Consider the following 16,461-nt stretch of genomic DNA (forward strand, 5'->3'; position numbering starts at 1 on the left):
GACCACCCCCTATGAATCCCACTCAACGCGCAGGCCGCCCCTCAGTCCCCCGACAGCCACCCATCCCGCACCGCCGCCGCCCGCACCGGACACGCCAGCCCTATCCGGGAGGAGTCACCGTGGACGGGCCCTATCTCCGGGTGGAAGACACCGGGGACATCCACGCGCTCGCCGCCGAGGTCACCACCGTGGGCCGGGGCGAGGGCGCCGACATCCGCCTCAGCGATCCGAGCGTGTCCCAGCTGCACGCGGAGCTCGTCCGGCGCGGCCCCTACGTCTACGTCGTCGACCTCGGTCTGTCGCGCAACGGCACCCGTGTCAACGGCCGCCCCATCGCCCGCCGCGTCCTGGACGAGGGCGACGTGGTGAGCTTCGGCACCGCCCGCTGCCGCGCGGGCGGGCTCCCCCGGGAGCAGATCAGCCCCGACATCGAGCTGCGCCGCGGGGCCGCGCCCGAACTCACCCGCCGCGAACTCGACGTGCTCACGGCCCTGTGCCGCCCGGCGCTGTCGGAGGAGGCCTTCGTCGCTCCGGCCACCGCCAAGGACATCGCCGAGGCGCTGGTGGTCACCGAGGCGGCGGTCAAGCAGCACCTGCTGCGCCTCTACCAGAAGTTCCGCATCCCCGAGGGACAGAACCGGCGCACCCGGCTGGCCAACGAGGTCGTGGCCCTGGGACTGGTGCGGCCGATGCCGGTCAGCGGTTCCGCGCGCCGGGCCAGCTGACCCGGCGGGTCGGGGCGCGCTCCCGCGCGGGTCCCGCTCGTGAGGCCGCCCCGCACGCGCCCCGCCCCGGCGCCGGACGCGAGGGGGCGGCGGCGCACCGCGCCACCGCCCCCGTCCGGCTCATCGGCCCTGCGGTCAGACCGCCTGGCGCTCGGCCGCCTCGACCACGTTGACCATCAGCATCGCCCGGGTCATCGGGCCCACGCCGCCCGGGTTGGGCGACACGAACCCGGCGACCTCGGGGACGTCCAGGGCGACGTCGCCCACCAGTCCGTCGTCGGTGCGCGAGACGCCCACGTCCAGCACGGCCGCGCCGGGCTTGACCATGTCCTTGGTGATGAGGCCGGGCACGCCGGCGCCCGCGACGATGACGTCCGCGTCGCGGGTGTGCGCGGCCAGGTCACGGGTGCCCGTGTGGCAGAGGGTCACCGTGGCGTTCTCCGACCGGCGGGTCAGCAGCAGGCCGAGGGGACGGCCCACGGTGACGCCGCGACCGACCACGACCACCTCGGCGCCCCGGAGCGGCACGTCGTAGCGGCCGAGGAGCTCCACGATGCCGCGCGGGGTGCACGGCAGCGGAGCGTCCTGCATCAGCACCAGCTTGCCCAGGTTGGAGGGCTGGAGGCCGTCGGCGTCCTTGTTCGGGTCGATCAGCCCCAGCACCCGGTTCTCGTCCAGGCCCCTGGGCAGGGGCAGCTGCACGATGTACCCGGTGCACGACGGGTCCTCGTTCAACTCGTGGACAGCCTGCTCCACGTCCTCCTGCGAGGCGTCGGCCGGCAGGTCGCGGCGGATGCTCGCGATGCCCACCTGCGCGCAGTCGCGGTGCTTGCCGCGCACGTAGGAGTGGCTGCCCGGGTCGTCGCCGACCAGGACGGTGCCCAGACCCGGGGTGATCCCCTGGGCCTTGAGCTTGGCCACCCGCTCGGCGAGCTCGCCGCGGATGGTCTTCGCGACGGCCTTGCCGTCCAGAACGGTCGCGCTCATACGTGTGCCCCTCGCTCTAGTGGAAGAAGTGGCGGGTGCCGGTCAGGTACATGGTCACCCCTGCCGCCTTGGCGGCGGCGATGACCTCCGCGTCGCGCACGGAGCCGCCCGGCTGGACGACGGCGCTCACGCCGGCCTCGGTCAGGATCTCCAGCCCGTCGGGGAACGGGAAGAAGGCGTCGCTGGCGGCCACGGAGCCGGACACGCGGTCCCCGGCGCGGGTGACGGCCAGCCGGGCGGAGTCCACCCGGTTGACCTGGCCCATGCCCACACCGACGGTCGCGCCGCCGGAGGCCAGCAGGATGGCGTTGGACTTGACGGCGCGCACGGCCTTCCAGGCGAAGGCGAGGTCGGCGAGGGTGTCCTCGTCGGCCGGGGTGCCGGTGGCCAGGGTCCAGGTCGCGGGGTCGTCGCCCTCGGCGTCGATCGCGTCCCGGGACTGCACGAGCAGGCCGCCGCTGATCTGCCGGTTCTCCACGCCCGTGCCGAAACCGGCGCTGCCCGCGACCAGGAGCCGGATGTTCTTCTTGCGGGTGAGCGTCTCCACCGCCTCGGGCTCGAAGCCCGGCGCGACGACGACCTCGGTGAAGACGTCCGCGATCTGCGCCGCCAGTTCGGCGCCGACGGTGCGGTTGGTGGCGATGACGCCGCCGAAGGCCGAGACCGGGTCGCAGGCGTGGGCCTTGCGGTGGGCGTCGGCGTTGTCCGTGCCGACCGCGATGCCGCAGGGGTTGGCGTGCTTGATGATGGCCACGCACGGCTCGTCGAAGTCGTGGGCGGCGCGCAGGGCGGCGTCGGCGTCCACGTAGTTGTTGTAGGACATGGCCTTGCCGTGCAGCTGCTCGGCGCCGGCCAGTCCGGAGGCGGGGGCGCCCGCGACCGTGTAGAGGGCGGCCTTCTGGTGCGGGTTCTCGCCGTAGCGCAGGACGCTCTCGCGCTCGTAGCCGATGCCGAGGTAGCCGGGCCAACCCGAGTCGGCGGCCTCCTCGTCGGGGGCGTAGGCGCCGGCGAACCAGGAGGCGACGGCCGCGTCGTAGGTGGCGGTGTGCCGGAAGGCCAGCCCGGCCAGGCGCCCCCGCTGCTCCAGGGTGAACCCGCCGCCGCGGACCGCTTCGAGGGTGGCGTCGTAGCTCGCCGGGTCGACCACGATCGCGACGCTGCCGTGGTTCTTGGCGGAGGCGCGCACCATGGCGGGGCCGCCGATGTCGATCTTCTCGATGCAGTCGGCCTCGGAGGCACCCGAGGCGACGGTGTCCTGGAAGGGGTAGAGGTTGACCACGACCAGGTCGAAGGGGGCGATGCCCAGCTCCTCGATCTTGGCGACGTGGTCGGGCTTGCTCCGGTCAGCGAGGAGTCCGGCGTGCACGTGGGGGTGCAGGGTCTTGACCCGGCCCTCCATGATCTCGGGGAAGCCGGTGACGTCCTCGACGTTGGTGACGGGGATGTCGGCGTCGCGCAGCCTGGCGGCGGTGGAGCCGGTGGAGACGATCTCCACGCCGGCCTCGGCCAGGCCGATGCCCAGCTCCTCCAGGCCGGTCTTGTCGTACACGCTGATCAACGCACGCCTGATGGCCTGCTGGGTCACCGGTTCTCCTTCGTGTCGGTCGCGTCGCTGACGCTGTGCTCTGTGCGGCCGGGCGCGGTCCGACCGAACCGCACGTGCCTGCCGTCGATGGTCCAGCCCTCGCGGGCGAGCCTGCCGACCGTGTCGACCAGCATCTCGCGCTCCACGGCCTTGATGCGCTCGTGGAGGCTGGACTCGTCGTCGTCGTCCTCGACGGGGACGGCGACCTGGTCGATGATCGGACCGGAGTCGACGCCCTCGTCGAGGAAGTGGATGGTGGTGCCGGTCACCCGGACACCGTGGGCGAGCGCGTCGCGGACGGCGTGCGCGCCGGGGAAGGAGGGCAGCAGCGCCGGGTGGATGTTGACCGCGGGGTGGCTGCCGACGACGTCGGCGCCGAGGATGCGCATGAATCCGGCGGAGACCACGAGGTCGGGCGCGTACTCGTCGATCCGTTCGGCCATCGCCGCGTTCCACTTCGCGCGGTCGGGGTGGTCCCGGAAGTTGACGACGAACGTGGGGACGCCGGCGGCTCTGGCCAGTTCGATCCCCCGGGTTCCCTCACGGTCGGATCCCACGGCCGCGACCCGCACGCCGTAGGCGGGGTCCTGGGCCGCTTCCAGCAGGGCGGCCATGTTGCTGCCCGTGCCCGATATGAGGATGACCACTCGCGCGGACAAATGCTTCTCCCAGGTGTCGTAGAGAACGGTGCGGGAGACTCCTCCCGCGTCCGGGGGCGCCGGGGGACGGCGCAGCATCCGGAGGAACAGGGACACCCGGCACGGAGCCCGGGCAGGGCCGGACCGCACCGCGGATGTTGTTCGGGGTGGCCCGCCTCCCCCGCGAAGCCGCCCCTGCGGGCGCTGTCGGGCGACGGGCGGGCCGACCGGGCCCGTCCGCGTTCCAACCCTATCGGTCCCGGTAGCGTCTACCCCACGGGGACCACACGTTCGGAGGGCCCCGCCGCGGACCGACCGGTGGCCCGGGGGCCGAGGGGGCGCCCGGTACCGGATACGCTCCCGCCCAGGCGGAAGCGGACCATGACGCCCTGGGGGCGTTGCTAAGGAGTGAACCTGTGACCGACAACAGCCCTGAGCCCCGGACCGACGGGAAGCCTCCCCGGATGGAACGCGGCGGCCTGTGGGGACTGTTCTTCGGGATGGCCGGGCTGCTGCTCCCTCCCTACGGGGCGGTCCTCTCGGTGTTCGGCGTGGTCCAGGGCTTTCGCGCGCGGCGGGCCGCGCGGGCGAACGGCAACAGTGCCCCGGGAGCGATCCTGAGCGTGGCCATCGGCCTGGTCGGCCTGGTGCTCTCGGGTGCGATGACCTATGTGGCGATCGCCTACCAGGACGAGGTCGCCGACTACCGGTCCTGCTCCGCGCGGGCCCACACGGTGGCCACGCAGACCGAGTGCGACGACGCCTGGGAGGAGTCGACGGGCCTGCCCCCCACCGCCGTGGGCTGGTGAGGCGGGCGCGCGGCGCGCGGTTCCCCCAGGGCGGCGGGAGGACTCCCGCCGCCCTTCGTCGTGCCGTGAGACCGGCGACACCGCCCGTTGGGGCCCGTTCCGGTCATTCCTCCTAGGAGAAACGGCTGTTTCCCAAAGCGTCAGGCACCCCCAAAGGGACTACACTTAGTATGCAATCGTTCACTAAAAGTGTTGCCTACGCATGTGCGGAGAGGACCCGATGGACACCGAGACCCCCGGCTCGTCCGGACCGGAACTAAGGGAGTACACCGCGCTGCTGCGCCGCCGCCTGCGGCTGGTGGTCGCCGGTGCGCTCGGCGGACTGGTCCTCGCCACGGCCGCGGTGCTCATGGTGCCCCCCTCGTACACCTCCACGGCGGCGGTCCAGGTGCGCCCGACCGGGGTGGCCGAGCTCACCGGCGAGCGCTCCGGACGCGTGGCCGGGGACGTCAACCTCGACACCGAGGCCCAGGTCCTGGTGTCCGACCAGGTCGCGGACCGGGTGGCCGACACGATCGCGGAGTCCGGCGGGACCGCGCCCGACACCGGCGACCTGCGCGAGCGGGTCGAGGTGACGGTGCCGCCCAACAGCAACGTGCTGGAGATCCACTACACCGCCGGCTCCGCCGAGGACGCGCGTACGGGTGCCGACGCCTTCGCGGCGGCCTACCTGGAGCTGCGCGAGGCGCAGGTGCGCGAGCTGGTGGACTCCCAGCTCGAGGCGCTGCGCGCCGAACAGGAGTCCCGCTACGAGTCGCTGTCCGATCTGGCCTCCGAGAGCGCCGGGGCGACCGGCGCGGCCGCGGCCGGGGCGGACGCCCGCGCCGAGGCGCTGCGCGCGGAGATCGCCGAACTGGGCAACGGCATCAGCCCGCTCGGCGCGCTCCAGGAGACCATCGTCCCCGGACAGGTCATCACCCCCGCGTCGACACCCGAGGGCCCCACGTCCCCGGTCCCCGCTCTGTGGCTGCCGGCCGGCGCCGCGCTCGGCCTCCTGGTCGGCCTGCTCGCCGCCGTGGCCCGTGACCGCCTCGACCCGCGCCTGCGCGACACCGAGGAGACCCCGCGGATCAGCGGCGTCCCGGTGCTGCTCGACCTGTCCGGCGGCCGTCGCTCCGCGCACGCCGTCGGGCTGCTCGGCGACGACGACGGCGACGGACAGCGCGTGAACCAGACCGCGCACCTGGTCCGCACCCGGCTCGCGCCGGCCCTGCCCGCCGATCCCGGTGCCGTCGGCCCCGACTCCGAGGACGCCGAGGCCGACGGCCCCGCGTCCCACGGTTCGGGCGAGCCCGCGCCCGGACGGATCGTGTTCACCGCCGCCACCACGCCCGGCCGCGCCGGGGCGGTCGCCGCGGTCAACCTGGCCGCCGCCCTGGCGCGCACCGGCGCGCAGACGCTGCTGGTGTGCGCCGACCCGCGGACCGCGCCGGTCAACGGGCTGCTGGATCTGACGGACGGGCCCGGCCTGGCCGAGGCCCTGGTCGAGGGCGAGGACCCCGCCGAACTCACCGTCCGGCCCGACGCCGCCCCGCTCCTGCGGGTCCTGCGCCACGGCTCCGCCGACCTGGACGCCCCCGTGCTGGGGACGGCCATGGAGGACCTGCTCACCCTGCTGCGCTCCGCCGCCGAGTACGTCGTCGTCGCGCTGCCCTCGACCGGTGACCGTGCCGACGCCCACGCCCTGGCCGGATCCGCGGACCTGCTGCTGCCGGTGGTCGAGCTGGGCCGTACGCCCCGCGCGGCCCTGACCGGGCTGCTCGGGACCGCCGACCAGTTCGGCGCGACGGTCCCCGGCACGATCGTCCTGCCCCGCCAGCCGCAGACCGCGGACTCCGCGCCCGCTCCCCGGAGCAGCGACGGCACCACGGCCGCGAGCGGCACCGACCGTTCCACCGACGGCGACGGGACGCCCGCGGCCGAAGCCGACACGTCCGCCGGAAAGGACCGGGAGGCCGGGGAGGCCGAGAAGGCCGCGGAGGCCGACCGCGACCAGCAGGAGACCGCGACCGCGGACACCCAGGCCGAGCCCGCCGACACCGGGGCCGCGGAGGCCGCGGAGGCCGACCGCGACCAGCAGGAGACCGCGACCGCGGACACCCAGGCCGAGCCCGCCGACACCGGGGCCGGGCGCCGATGACACGACGCTCGCCCGTGTCCGGCGCCGCGGTGTCGGCCCGGACGACCGCCCTCGTCGACGTCGACGCCGGCACCGGCGTCGGCGCGGGGTCAGGCCGGGTCACCGGGTGGCCGCTGCTGTGGCTGCTGGCCGGGTACCCGCTGTGGTGGGCGCTCGGGCTGGGACAGTTCGCCTACTGGCTGTTCGCCGTCCCGATGGCCGCCGAACTGGTGCGCCGCCACCGCACGGTCGGCCTCCGGGTGCCGCCCGGCTTCTGGCTGTGGGCGCTGTTCCTGGTGTGGACGGTGCTGGGCCTGCTCGTGGTCCCGCTGGACCTGCCCGGCACCGTGCCCGACAGCGGCGGCTACGGCGGGGCGGTCCTGCGGGTGGTCAACTACCTGGTGCTGACCGTCCTGCTGCTGTACGTCGGCAACCTGTCCGAACGCGAACTGCCCACCCGCCTCGTGCTGTGGGCCCTGTCGGTCCTGTGCCTGGTCACCATCGCCGGCGGCTACCTCGGGATGCTCGCGCCCCGGTTCGAGTTCACCGCCCCGACGGAGTACCTGCTGCCGGGGTCCCTGGCCGGCGACGCCTACATGCAGGCGCTCATCCACCCGGCGTCGGCGCAGGTCATGGACATCTTCGGCTACGAGTCCGCCCGGCCCAAGGCGCCCTGGGAGTACACCAACCTGTGGGGCTACATGCTGTCCCTGCTCCTGGTGTGGATGCTGGTGGCGTGGGTGCTCCAGCGCACCGGATGGGTGCGCTGGGCCGCTCTCGCGGCCACCGCCCTGTCCGTCGTGCCGATCGTCTACTCGCTCAACCGCGCCCTGTGGATGGGGCTGGCGCTCTCCCTGGCCTTCGCGGCGGTCCAGGCGCTGCGCCGGGGCCGGGTGGCCCTGGTGGGCGGTTGCGCGGTCGCGGTCGCGGTGGCCCTGCTCGTCCTGGCCGCCTCGCCCCTGGCGGACGTCGTGCGCACCCGCGCCGACAATCCGCACAGCGACGACGGGCGGGCCGCCACCAACGCCCAGTCCGTGGCGGCCGCGGACCACTCCCCGGTCCTGGGGTGGGGCACCACCCGCGAGGGACTGGGCAGCGAGCAGTCCATCGCGATCGGCCCCAGCGCGGAGTGCCCCACGTGCGGACACCACGTGATCGGCAACGCCGGCCAGCTGTGGATGACGCTCATCGCCAACGGCTGGGTCGGGACCGCGTTCTTCCTGGGCTTCTTCGCGGTCACCGCCTGGCACCACCGATCGGTGACCACCCCGGTCGGGCAGGCGGCACTGCTGACCGTGCTCCTGCTGTTCTGGTACATGCTCTTCTATGTCGCGCTGATGTCTCCGCTGGCCGTCACCCTCATCGCCGCCGCCCTGCTCTGGCGGGGCGGGGCGTCGGTGCCGCCCGGAGCCGCGGCGCGCCGCGACGGAGGTCGATGGTGAACAGTGAGACGACCTACCTCACCGACGTGGCCGCCGTGCTGTGGCCGTGCGGCGGCCTGCTCGGCCCCGACGACGGCAGCGTGCACAGGCTGGTACGCCGCGACCGCGGGAACCAGTACCTGCCGGTGCCCAACGCCCAGAGCCCGCGCGTGATCCTGCCGGCGCACGACCGGTGGGCGGCGGCGCGCGGGATCGCCTCGTTCGCGCAGGGCCACTCGTTCGCCGAGCGGCTGCGCACACTGCTGCTGACCGGGGCCTTCGCCACCGGTCTGGCCCCGCTGCTGCTGCGCGACAGGCTGTACGTGGGCGCCGGCCCCGGGATCGAGCACGCGCTCACCGCCGCGCTGGACCGCGACCTGGCGATCGCCATCCACGTCGGCCCGCCCCGGGCCAACCGCAAGCCGGTCCTGCTGCTCCTGAGCCCCGCCGGCCGCACCATCGGCTACGCCAAGGTGGCCATCAACGAGCTCACCTCGCGGCTCGTGCGCGCCGAGACGCGGGCCCTGCGCCACCTGGCCGATGCGCGGCTCAAGGACGTGACCGTGCCGCGCCTGCTGTACGAGGGCGAGTGGAACGGCCACCCGCTACTGGTCCAGGAGGCCCTGCCGGTGGGCGACCAGACCGACCGCCCCACCCGCCGCCAACTGCTCCGCTGCGTCATCCAGATCGTCAACCTGGCACGGGTCCGCGAGCGGTCCCTGTCCGCCAGCCCGTACCGGCGCGCCCTTGAGGAGCGGATCGTGACCCTGGGCGCCCGGCCGGAGGCCGCCCCGCTGCGGGCGGCCCTGCGCCGCCTGCCCGACGTGCGCATCCCGTTCGGGGCCTGGCACGGCGACCTGACCCGCTGGAACATCGCCAGTACCTCCCGGCGCGCCTTCGTGTGGGACTGGGAGCGGTTGGCCATGGACGCCCCCGTGGGCTTCGACGCCCTGCACTACGACCTCAACGAGTGCGTGCAGGCCGGGGTCCACCCCGGCGTGCACCGGTGGCTGGACAGCGGGTCCCGGCTGCTGCGCGACCCGCTGCTCGGCGACACCGGCCTGCGCGGGCACACGGTCTCCACCGTGATGGCGCTGTACCTGATCGACCTGGCCACCCGGTACCTGCACGACCGCCAGTCCGAGAGCGGCGGCCACCTGGCCGCCGTCGACGACTGGCTGCTGCCTGCCCTCGACGGCCTCCAGGAGAGAGCCGTGCACGAGGCCTCCCACGCCGACGACCCCCCGCTGGGCGCGGTGTGACCCCGCCCCAAGGAGCCACGTCCCCCGGGGCTCGCCCACGGGACCACTGGGGGGTGGTGAGGGGCGCGCCAGTGTTCTGCAGGAGGAGACGGGGCCGCAGCGAGGAACGAGCAAGGCAAGTCGACGACGAAGAACACTGGCCTCCCGGCGCCCCGAGCACGGGCCAAAGCGAAGCGGAGGCCCAAAAAACACACAGAAAGGACCTCGCGATGCCCAGGGACCGCTCCCCTGTCCCGCTCCGGCACCTCGCCGAGCGGGGACGCCGTACCCTGCTGCCCCTCGCCGACGGCTGGGGCGCGGCGACCGCCTCCGCCCGGGCGCTGCCCGACTTCCTCATCTGCGGCGCCCAGCGCGCGGGCACGACCTCGCTGTTCAAGGCGCTGTCACTGCACCCCGCCGCCACGGGGCCCACCCTGCGCAAGGGTGTGCACTACTTCGACACGGACTACCGGGACGACCTCGACCGCTACCGGGCCTTCTTCCCGACGCGGGCACGGCTGCGCGCCCGCGGCGGGCGGCCCCGGGTGCGGGTCTTCGAGTCCAGCCCCTACTACCTGTTCCACCCGCTGGCCGCCGAGCGGATCGCCCGCGACCTGCCCTGGGTGCGGGTCGTGGTGATCCTGCGCGACCCGGTGGAGCGCGCCTACTCCGCCCACGCCCACGAGAGCGCCCGCGGGTTCGAGGACCAGCCGTTCGAGAAGGCGCTGGAGCTGGAGGCCCCACGGCTGGAGGGCGAGGAGGAGCGGCTGGCGGCCGATCCGTCCTACCGCTCCCACGCCCACCAGCACCACGCCTACGTGGCGCGCGGCCGGTACGTCGACCAGCTCCAGCGGATGGAACGGCACCTGGGCCGGGACCGGATGCACGTGGTGGACCACGCCGACCTGTTCGACGGCACCGCGCACGCCCTGGCGGAGATCGAGCGCTTCGTGGGCCTGCCGCCCGGGACGGGAGCGAGTCCGGGACGGCACAACGCGCGGGGCCGGGAACGCATGCCGGCGTCCCTGCGCGACGAGCTCGCCGAGCGCTTCGCCGACAGCGACGCCCGGCTGGCCCGGTGGTGGGGCCGGACCCCGTCATGGCGACGGTGACCCCCGCGACGGACGGCGGCTCGCTCGCCCTGCGACGCGTCCTGCGCGGCGGGGTCGTCAACCTCGTGGGCACCGCCGTGGGCGCGGTCCTCAACCTCGCCCTGATCGTGATGATCACGCGGGTCCTGTCGCAGGAGACGGCCGGCCTGCTGTTCGCGGCGACGTCGGTGTTCATGGTCGCGGCGGCGGTCGCGAACGTGGGCGCGCCGGACGGGCTCGTGTACTTCATCGCGCGCATGCGGGTGTTCGGTCGGGCCGAGGGGGTCGGGCGGCTGCTGCGGCTGGTCATGGGGCCCACGGTGGCCGCGGCGTGCCTGCTGGGGCTGGCGCTGCTGGTGTGCGCCGAACCGATGGCGCGGGCGCTGGGCACCGACGAGGCCGCCACGTACCTGCGGCTGCTGGCGCTGTTCCTGCCGTTCGCGGTGCTGACCGACACGGCTCTGGCGGCGACGCGCGCCCACCACGACATGTCGGGGACGGCGGTCGTGGAGAAGGTGGGCCGGCCGCTGGCACAGGTGGTGCTGGTGGGGGCGGTGGCGCTCAGCGGCGCGGGCGGGTTGCTGGCCCTGTCGTGGGCGGGGCCGTACCTGCCCGCGGCGGTGGTGGCGTGGTTCTGGCTGGGGCGCGTCCTGCAACGGGCCGCTCCGTCCGAGAGGGCCGCCGCACCGGACGGGGAGGCCGACCGCGAGGTGACGCCGCGCGCGTTCTGGACCTTCGCGCTGCCCAGGGCGGTGGCCAGTGTCGCGCAGATGGGGATCCAGCGCGGCGGCGTGATCCTGGTGGCGATGCTCAACGGGCTGGCGGGCGCCGCCGTGTTCACCGCGGCGACGCGGGTGATGGCGGTCGGCCAGTTCGGCACGCAGGCGGTGCTGGACGCGGCCCAGCCCCGGTTCGCCGAGCAGATCGCCACCGGCGACCACGCGGGCGTGCGCGGGCTCTACCAGGTGGCGACGGGATGGCTGGTGTGTCTGACCTGGCCGCTGTACCTGGGGGCCCTGGTGTTCGCGCCCGAGGTGATGCGGTTGTTCGGCCCGGAGTACCGGTGGGGCGCGGTCGCCCTGATGGTGGTCTGCGCGGGCCAGCTGGCGGCCTCGGCCCTGGGGATGGGCGACCTGATCCTGGCGATGACCGGCCGCACCGGGCTCAACCTGTTCAACAACGTCCTGGCGCTGGTGGCCAACGTCGTGGTGTGCCTGCTGCTGGTGCCGGCGCTGGGAGCGACGGGGGCGGCGCTCGCCCTGGTGGGGTCGGTGTTGCTGCGCCGGGTGCTGCCGCTGTGGCAGCTGCGGACCCTGGTGGTGCTGCATCCCTTCAGCCGTCCGGTGATGGCGGCGGCCGCCAGTGCGCTGCTGTGGTTCGCCGCCGTGCCGACACTGCTGACGTGGGGCATGGGTCCCGGTCTGCCGACGATGGCTGCGGCGATGTGCACGGGAGCTCTGGGGCACCTGGTGACGGTGTGGTACCTGCGCGGTCCGCTGGAGCTGCGTGCGGGCGGGGGCAGCGATCGGGCCTCCCGACCTCCACGTTGACTACTCTTAGTTATGGAATGATGACGACATGTTCGATCGACCGGTGCTCCTGGTGGCGTCCAGCGGGGGCCATCTCGCCCAGCTGTGCTCGCTGCGCCCCTGGTGGCGGGACCGGAAGCGCGTGTGGGTGACCTTCCGCACCCCCGACGCCGAGTCCGCGCTGGACGGCGAGGACGTGCGTTGGGCCCACCACCCCACCACCCGTCACCTCGGCAACCTGCTGCGCAACACCTGGCTGGCACTGCGCGTCCTGCGCGGTCTCCGGCCGTCGGCGGTGGTCACGACGGGCGCCGGTGTGGCCCTGCCGTTCTTCGTCCTGGCCTGGCTGCTGCGGATCCCGACGGTCTACATCGAGGTCTACGACCGCATCGACACTCCCACCCTCACCGCCCGCCTGTGCCGTCCCTTCACCCGGCTGTCCCTCGCCCAGTGGGAGGAACAGCGCTCGTTCATGCCCGGCGCCATCACGGTAGGACCGCTCCTGTGACCGAACAGACCACCACCCAGGTTCCGACACCCGACGACAGCGACCACCCCGACGTGGTGGTCAGCCTCGGGACCGACCACCACTCGTTCGACCGCCTCGTGCGGTGGATCGACGACTACGCCCACCGCCACCGCGACCTGCGCGTCCTGGTCCAGCACGGGCACAGCGCGGCGCCGAGCAGGGCCGACGGGACGCCGTTCCTGCCCGGCGAGGAACTGGGCGAGCTGATGCGCCGGGCGCGCGTCGTGGTCACCCACGGCGGCCCGGGGACCATCCTCCAGGCGCGCGGGACCGGCCATCTGCCGATCGTGGTCCCCCGCGACCCCGAACTGGACGAGCACGTGGACGACCACCAGCTCCTGTTCGTCCAACGCCTGGAGGACACCGAGCGGGTGCGTTCGTGCACCACCCCGCAGCAGCTGGCCGGGCTCATCGACCGGGCGCTGGCCTCACCCGACGAGTTCCGGGTGAGCGAGGACCGGGAGGCCGCCCCCGAGCGGGCGGCGCTGCGCGCGGGCGCCCTCATCGACCTGCTGACCGCTCCCGCCGAGACCCCGGCCCACGCCCGGCCCGACGCCCCGGGCAGCGCGGCGACCGCGACGGAGGATCCGCCGGCGGCCGGGACCTGGCCGGACGTGACGGTGGTCGTGCCCACCCGGGACCGCCCCGAGCTGCTCCGCCGCACCCTGGCGGCCGTCCACGACCAGGACTACCCGGGCCGCATCACCGCGATCGTGGTGTTCGACAACGACCAGCCCGATCCCTCGCTGGCGCGGAGCGAGGACGCGCGCCCGGTCCGCGTGGTCACCAACTCGATGACCCCGGGGCTGGCGGGCGCCCGCAACACCGGAGTCCTGGCGGCCGACACCGACCTGGTGGCCTTCTGCGACGACGACGACACCTGGCTGCCCGGCAAGCTCACCGCCCAGGTCAGGATCATGCTCGCCGAACCCGGCACCGAGATGGTGTGCTGCGGCATCCAGGTGGTCTACGACCGCGTCCAGGCCGAACGGGTCCTGGAGCGCACCAGCATCACGTTCGCGGACCTGCTGCGCTCGCGCCTGACCGAGCTGCACCCCTCCACGTTCCTCATCCGCCGCCGCGCGATGATCGACGGCTGCGGAACCGTCAGCGAGGAGATCCCCGGCAGCTACGCCGAGGACTACGAGCTGCTGCTGCGCCTGGCCAGGCGCGCACCGATCCGCAACATCCCCGAACCGGGGGTGCGGGTCCTGTGGCACCGGCGCTCCTACTTCTCCGGGCGCTGGCAGACCATCGCGACCGCGCTGCGCTGGCTGCTGGAGCGCTATCCCGAGTTCGGCCTGGTCCCCCGCGGCTACGCGCGCGTGAGCGGCCAGATCGCCTTCGCGGAGGCCTCCGCGGGACACCGGGGCACCGCACTGCGGTGGATCTGGCGGACGCTGCGGCACCGGCCCCTGGAAGGGCGCGCGGCGCTGGCCCTGCTGGTGGTGTGCGGTGTGCCGCCCGCGTGGATCCTGCGCGGCCTGCACCTGCGCGGCAAGGGCGTCTAGGAGGCACGGGCCCTGCTCGGGCGCCGGAGGATCACGACGGCGCCCGAGCACGGGCCGGTCACGCCCTAGTCCTGGTCGCGGCCGTGGGCGTACTCGGCCAGGCGGCGGACGCGGTCGGGCAGGTTCACGTAGGGGTCCCGCCCGGCCATCTCGAAGCCCTGGCGGGCGTAGCTGTTGGTCCCGATCCGGAAGTCGCACCCGTCGGAGACCTTGTTGTCCCAGACCTTGACCGCCCGGACCCGCTCGTACTCGCGCAGCACCCGGGGGATGTCGGCGTACCAGCGCAGCGTCTCCCGGGGCCCGATGTCCGTGGTGCCCATCTCCCCGATCATCACCGGCTTGTCGGGGTCGATGCCGTGCCGGGGGCCCTCCTCCTGGATCCACTCGTAGGCGGGGGCGAGCGCCTCCTCGAAGGAGTCCACCCCGTCCCAGTTCGGCATGGCGTCGCAGTCGGTCATGTTGTACGCCTCCCAGCTGATCCAGTCGACGTGGTCGTTGCCGGGCCACAGGCCGGGGAGGCGGTCGAGGTTGCCGGGCCAGCCGGTCACGTTCCACACCCAGATGGCGTTGTCCGCGCCCTCCTGGCGGTACAGGTCCACGATGTGGCGCCAGCTGCGGACGAACTCCTCGGGCGTGCCGCGGTTGTTGTAGCGCTGGTTGCCGTCGGCCTCGTGGTCGAAGGTGACGAAGTAGGGCACCCCCAGTTCGGCCACGCCGCGGGCCTGGGACCGCAGGCTCTCGTCGAACCGCCCGGCGATGATGTCCCTGTAGTCGATGGGGGGATGGCCCTGGCGGTTGAAGTGCCGCGCCTCGATGTTGGTGTGCACGAAGCGGCCCTCGGCGACCATGCGGCGCTCGCGTTCGCCCGGCACGTCGGCCTGGTCGATGCCGCGCCAGGTGTAGACGATGTCCATGTCGCGGTCGACGGCGGACTCCAGCGGCCCGATGTCGTCGCGGTAGGGGCTGGCGCCCCACCACACCCCGCAGGAGGGCTCCAGGATCTCCGAGACCGTGCACGCGAGTTCGGCCGGCATGCCGAGGAACGGCACCGTCGGCGAACCGGCCTGTTGGACCGGGTTCCCTTCGTGCGCGGTCGCGCGTTCGGGTGCGTCGCTCACACCCGTGACCGTCAGTGCGACCGCCAGCGCGCTCGCCGCCGCCATGCCCCGTACCGGTCCCCTGTCCACGATCCACGCCCCCATGTGAGGTCCGACAACGCAGAGTACTCAGTCAATCACTAAAGGTTCCTTTTGTGTGCGTGCGACATACCACCGGCATATCCGGACATCAGTATCCGTAGCGCCGGAGCGAGGGGCCGGTCACCGCACTCACCAGGTGCCGGCGCCAGGGTGCGAGGTCACGCTGCCACCCGTGGTCGGCCCGGACCCCGACCGGCCCGTCCGCGAACCGCATCGGGTTGCCCGACACCGCGTGCCCCCGCGAGAGCCGCACACCGTCCGGCCCCAGGTCGAGCGGGCGCCCGGCGTGCCCCGCGAACGCCGCCACCCGGCCGAACTCCGCCTCCGGGTCGGCGACGAAGTCCTCGTAGCGCACGCGCAGCGTCGGGGTCCCCCTTCGGGCGAGCGCGTCCAGGGCCGCGTTCTGCGCCAGCCACTGCACCGCCGACCGGCCCGCGGAGTAGCGGGCCATCTCCGGTTCGCTGCTGTCGGGCGAGGCGTCCGGGCGGGCCACCCGCTTGCTCCAGGAGTGGGCGACGGCACGCGGGTCGCGCACGATGTGCAGCAGGTGCAGGCTCGAACCGTAGCGGCGGCGCAGGCACGCGGCGAGCGAGGCGTGCTTGCTGGCGTCCACGATGACGTGCGCGCCGCTGACCAGGCACACGGCCGAGTACAGGCGGTGGTAGAGCTCGTTGTAGCGGTCGGCGCGCGCCGCCAGCACGCTGTCGCGCCCGATGTTGAGCAGGGCCGGGAGGTAGCGGGTCCGGTCGACGCCGTCCTTGAGCCGCAGGACCTCGTGGACGTCCAGGCGGTCCCAGCCGCCGAACGCCTCCTGGCCCACCTCGCCCCAGAAGGCGCAGTCGGCGAACGGGAGCCCGCAGCCGCAGCTCTCGTTCTCCAGCAGCCCGCGCCGCCACAGGTGCACGACCTCGCCGATCGCGACGAAGCCGGGGAGCTCCCCGAGGAGCCGTTCGATCAGCGTCGAGCCGGAGCGGCCCATCCCGCCAACGAAGACCAGTCGATAGTCATCCACCCGTCCAGGGTATGACCTTGCGTCATGACGCGCATACGAAACGCGATAACGGGTCCGGGCACGGC

General features: G+C 73.7%; 14 protein-coding genes. 9 read left to right on the forward strand and 5 right to left on the reverse strand.

Features of this window, described 5'->3' with window-relative positions:
* Nucleotides 1-119 precede the first annotated feature (119 nt).
* Nucleotides 120-725, forward strand: a complete 606-nt coding sequence (locus tag DFP74_RS05860) for an FHA domain-containing protein (protein ID WP_121180770.1) — start codon at nucleotides 120-122, stop codon at nucleotides 723-725.
* A 135-nt stretch (nucleotides 726-860) separates the two neighbouring features.
* On the opposite strand, the gene DFP74_RS05865 is transcribed toward DFP74_RS05860, so the two are convergent.
* Genes DFP74_RS05865 through purN form a run of 3 tightly spaced genes read right to left on the reverse strand, consistent with a single transcriptional unit; the run spans nucleotide 861 to nucleotide 3,944 of the window.
* A complete protein-coding gene (locus tag DFP74_RS05865) occupies nucleotides 861-1,712 on the reverse strand; it encodes a bifunctional methylenetetrahydrofolate dehydrogenase/methenyltetrahydrofolate cyclohydrolase (protein ID WP_121180771.1) in 852 nt (283 codons plus the stop codon).
* Between the two features lie 16 nt (nucleotides 1,713-1,728).
* Entirely contained in the window at nucleotides 1,729-3,297 is a 1,569-nt protein-coding gene (gene purH, locus DFP74_RS05870; RefSeq protein ID WP_121180772.1) for a bifunctional phosphoribosylaminoimidazolecarboxamide formyltransferase/IMP cyclohydrolase, read from the reverse strand.
* Complete coding sequence (gene purN, locus DFP74_RS05875) at nucleotides 3,294-3,944, reverse strand: phosphoribosylglycinamide formyltransferase (protein WP_121188059.1); 651 nt, start codon at nucleotides 3,942-3,944, stop codon at nucleotides 3,294-3,296. Before purN ends, purH begins: the two co-directional genes overlap by 4 nt.
* A gap of 407 nt (nucleotides 3,945-4,351) precedes the next feature.
* On the opposite strand from purN, the gene DFP74_RS05880 reads away from it, so the two are divergent.
* The 8 genes from DFP74_RS05880 to DFP74_RS05915 all read left to right on the forward strand — a co-directional run bounded on the left by DFP74_RS05880 (nucleotide 4,352) and on the right by DFP74_RS05915 (nucleotide 14,185).
* Nucleotides 4,352-4,744: a DUF4190 domain-containing protein gene (locus DFP74_RS05880; protein ID WP_121180773.1), complete on the forward strand. Its 393-nt coding sequence runs from the start codon at nucleotides 4,352-4,354 to the stop codon at nucleotides 4,742-4,744.
* A 220-nt stretch (nucleotides 4,745-4,964) separates the two neighbouring features.
* Nucleotides 4,965-6,884, forward strand: a complete 1,920-nt coding sequence (locus DFP74_RS05885; RefSeq protein ID WP_199725494.1) for a Wzz/FepE/Etk N-terminal domain-containing protein — start codon at nucleotides 4,965-4,967, stop codon at nucleotides 6,882-6,884.
* On the forward strand, nucleotides 6,881-8,305 hold the full coding sequence (locus DFP74_RS05890; RefSeq protein WP_233570821.1) for an O-antigen ligase: 1,425 nt from the start codon (nucleotides 6,881-6,883) through the stop codon (nucleotides 8,303-8,305). The genes DFP74_RS05885 and DFP74_RS05890 overlap by 4 nt, the downstream gene beginning before the upstream one ends.
* Nucleotides 8,302-9,546, forward strand: a complete 1,245-nt coding sequence (locus DFP74_RS05895) for an aminoglycoside phosphotransferase (RefSeq protein ID WP_121188061.1) — start codon at nucleotides 8,302-8,304, stop codon at nucleotides 9,544-9,546. The genes DFP74_RS05890 and DFP74_RS05895 overlap by 4 nt, the downstream gene beginning before the upstream one ends.
* A 209-nt stretch (nucleotides 9,547-9,755) precedes the next feature.
* Nucleotides 9,756-10,637, forward strand: coding sequence for a sulfotransferase domain-containing protein (locus DFP74_RS05900; RefSeq protein WP_121180774.1), 882 nt, complete (start codon nucleotides 9,756-9,758; stop codon nucleotides 10,635-10,637).
* On the forward strand, nucleotides 10,625-12,166 hold the full coding sequence (locus tag DFP74_RS05905; RefSeq protein ID WP_121188062.1) for a lipopolysaccharide biosynthesis protein: 1,542 nt from the start codon (nucleotides 10,625-10,627) through the stop codon (nucleotides 12,164-12,166). The genes DFP74_RS05900 and DFP74_RS05905 overlap by 13 nt, the downstream gene beginning before the upstream one ends.
* A gap of 28 nt (nucleotides 12,167-12,194) precedes the next feature.
* Nucleotides 12,195-12,653 carry a UDP-N-acetylglucosamine--LPS N-acetylglucosamine transferase gene (locus tag DFP74_RS05910; protein ID WP_121180775.1) on the forward strand — a complete coding sequence of 153 codons (459 nt, stop codon included), beginning with the start codon at nucleotides 12,195-12,197 and terminating at the stop codon, nucleotides 12,651-12,653.
* Nucleotides 12,650-14,185 carry a glycosyltransferase gene (locus DFP74_RS05915; protein WP_121180776.1) on the forward strand — a complete coding sequence of 512 codons (1,536 nt, stop codon included), beginning with the start codon at nucleotides 12,650-12,652 and terminating at the stop codon, nucleotides 14,183-14,185. The genes DFP74_RS05910 and DFP74_RS05915 overlap by 4 nt, the downstream gene beginning before the upstream one ends.
* 65 nt (nucleotides 14,186-14,250) lie before the next feature.
* Here the strand turns inward: DFP74_RS05915 and DFP74_RS05920 are convergent, their stop codons facing one another.
* Nucleotides 14,251-15,372 carry a glycoside hydrolase family 26 protein gene (locus DFP74_RS05920; protein ID WP_121188063.1) on the reverse strand — a complete coding sequence of 374 codons (1,122 nt, stop codon included), beginning with the start codon at nucleotides 15,370-15,372 and terminating at the stop codon, nucleotides 14,251-14,253.
* A gap of 100 nt (nucleotides 15,373-15,472) precedes the next feature.
* Nucleotides 15,473-16,396 (reverse strand): sulfotransferase, encoded by a 924-nt coding sequence (locus DFP74_RS05925; RefSeq protein WP_255499337.1) that lies wholly within the window; start codon nucleotides 16,394-16,396, stop codon nucleotides 15,473-15,475.
* Between the last annotated feature and the right edge of the window lie 65 nt (nucleotides 16,397-16,461).

The organism is Nocardiopsis sp. Huas11, from assembly GCF_003634495.1.
Lineage (GTDB): Bacteria > Actinomycetota > Actinomycetes > Streptosporangiales > Streptosporangiaceae > Nocardiopsis.

Excerpts from the sequence above, each read along its gene's own strand:
- DFP74_RS05900 (WP_121180774.1), top strand. The coding sequence starts at position 9,756 with ATGCCCAGGGACCGCTCCCCTGTCCCGCTCCGGCACCTCGCCGAGCGG.
- DFP74_RS05890 (WP_233570821.1), top strand. The coding sequence starts at position 6,881 with ATGACACGACGCTCGCCCGTGTCCGGCGCCGCGGTGTCGGCCCGGACG.
- DFP74_RS05905 (WP_121188062.1), top strand. The coding sequence starts at position 10,625 with ATGGCGACGGTGACCCCCGCGACGGACGGCGGCTCGCTCGCCCTGCGA.
- DFP74_RS05885 (WP_199725494.1), top strand. The coding sequence starts at position 4,965 with ATGGACACCGAGACCCCCGGCTCGTCCGGACCGGAACTAAGGGAGTAC.
- DFP74_RS05865 (WP_121180771.1), bottom strand. The coding sequence starts at position 1,712 with ATGAGCGCGACCGTTCTGGACGGCAAGGCCGTCGCGAAGACCATCCGC.
- DFP74_RS05910 (WP_121180775.1), top strand. The coding sequence starts at position 12,195 with ATGTTCGATCGACCGGTGCTCCTGGTGGCGTCCAGCGGGGGCCATCTC.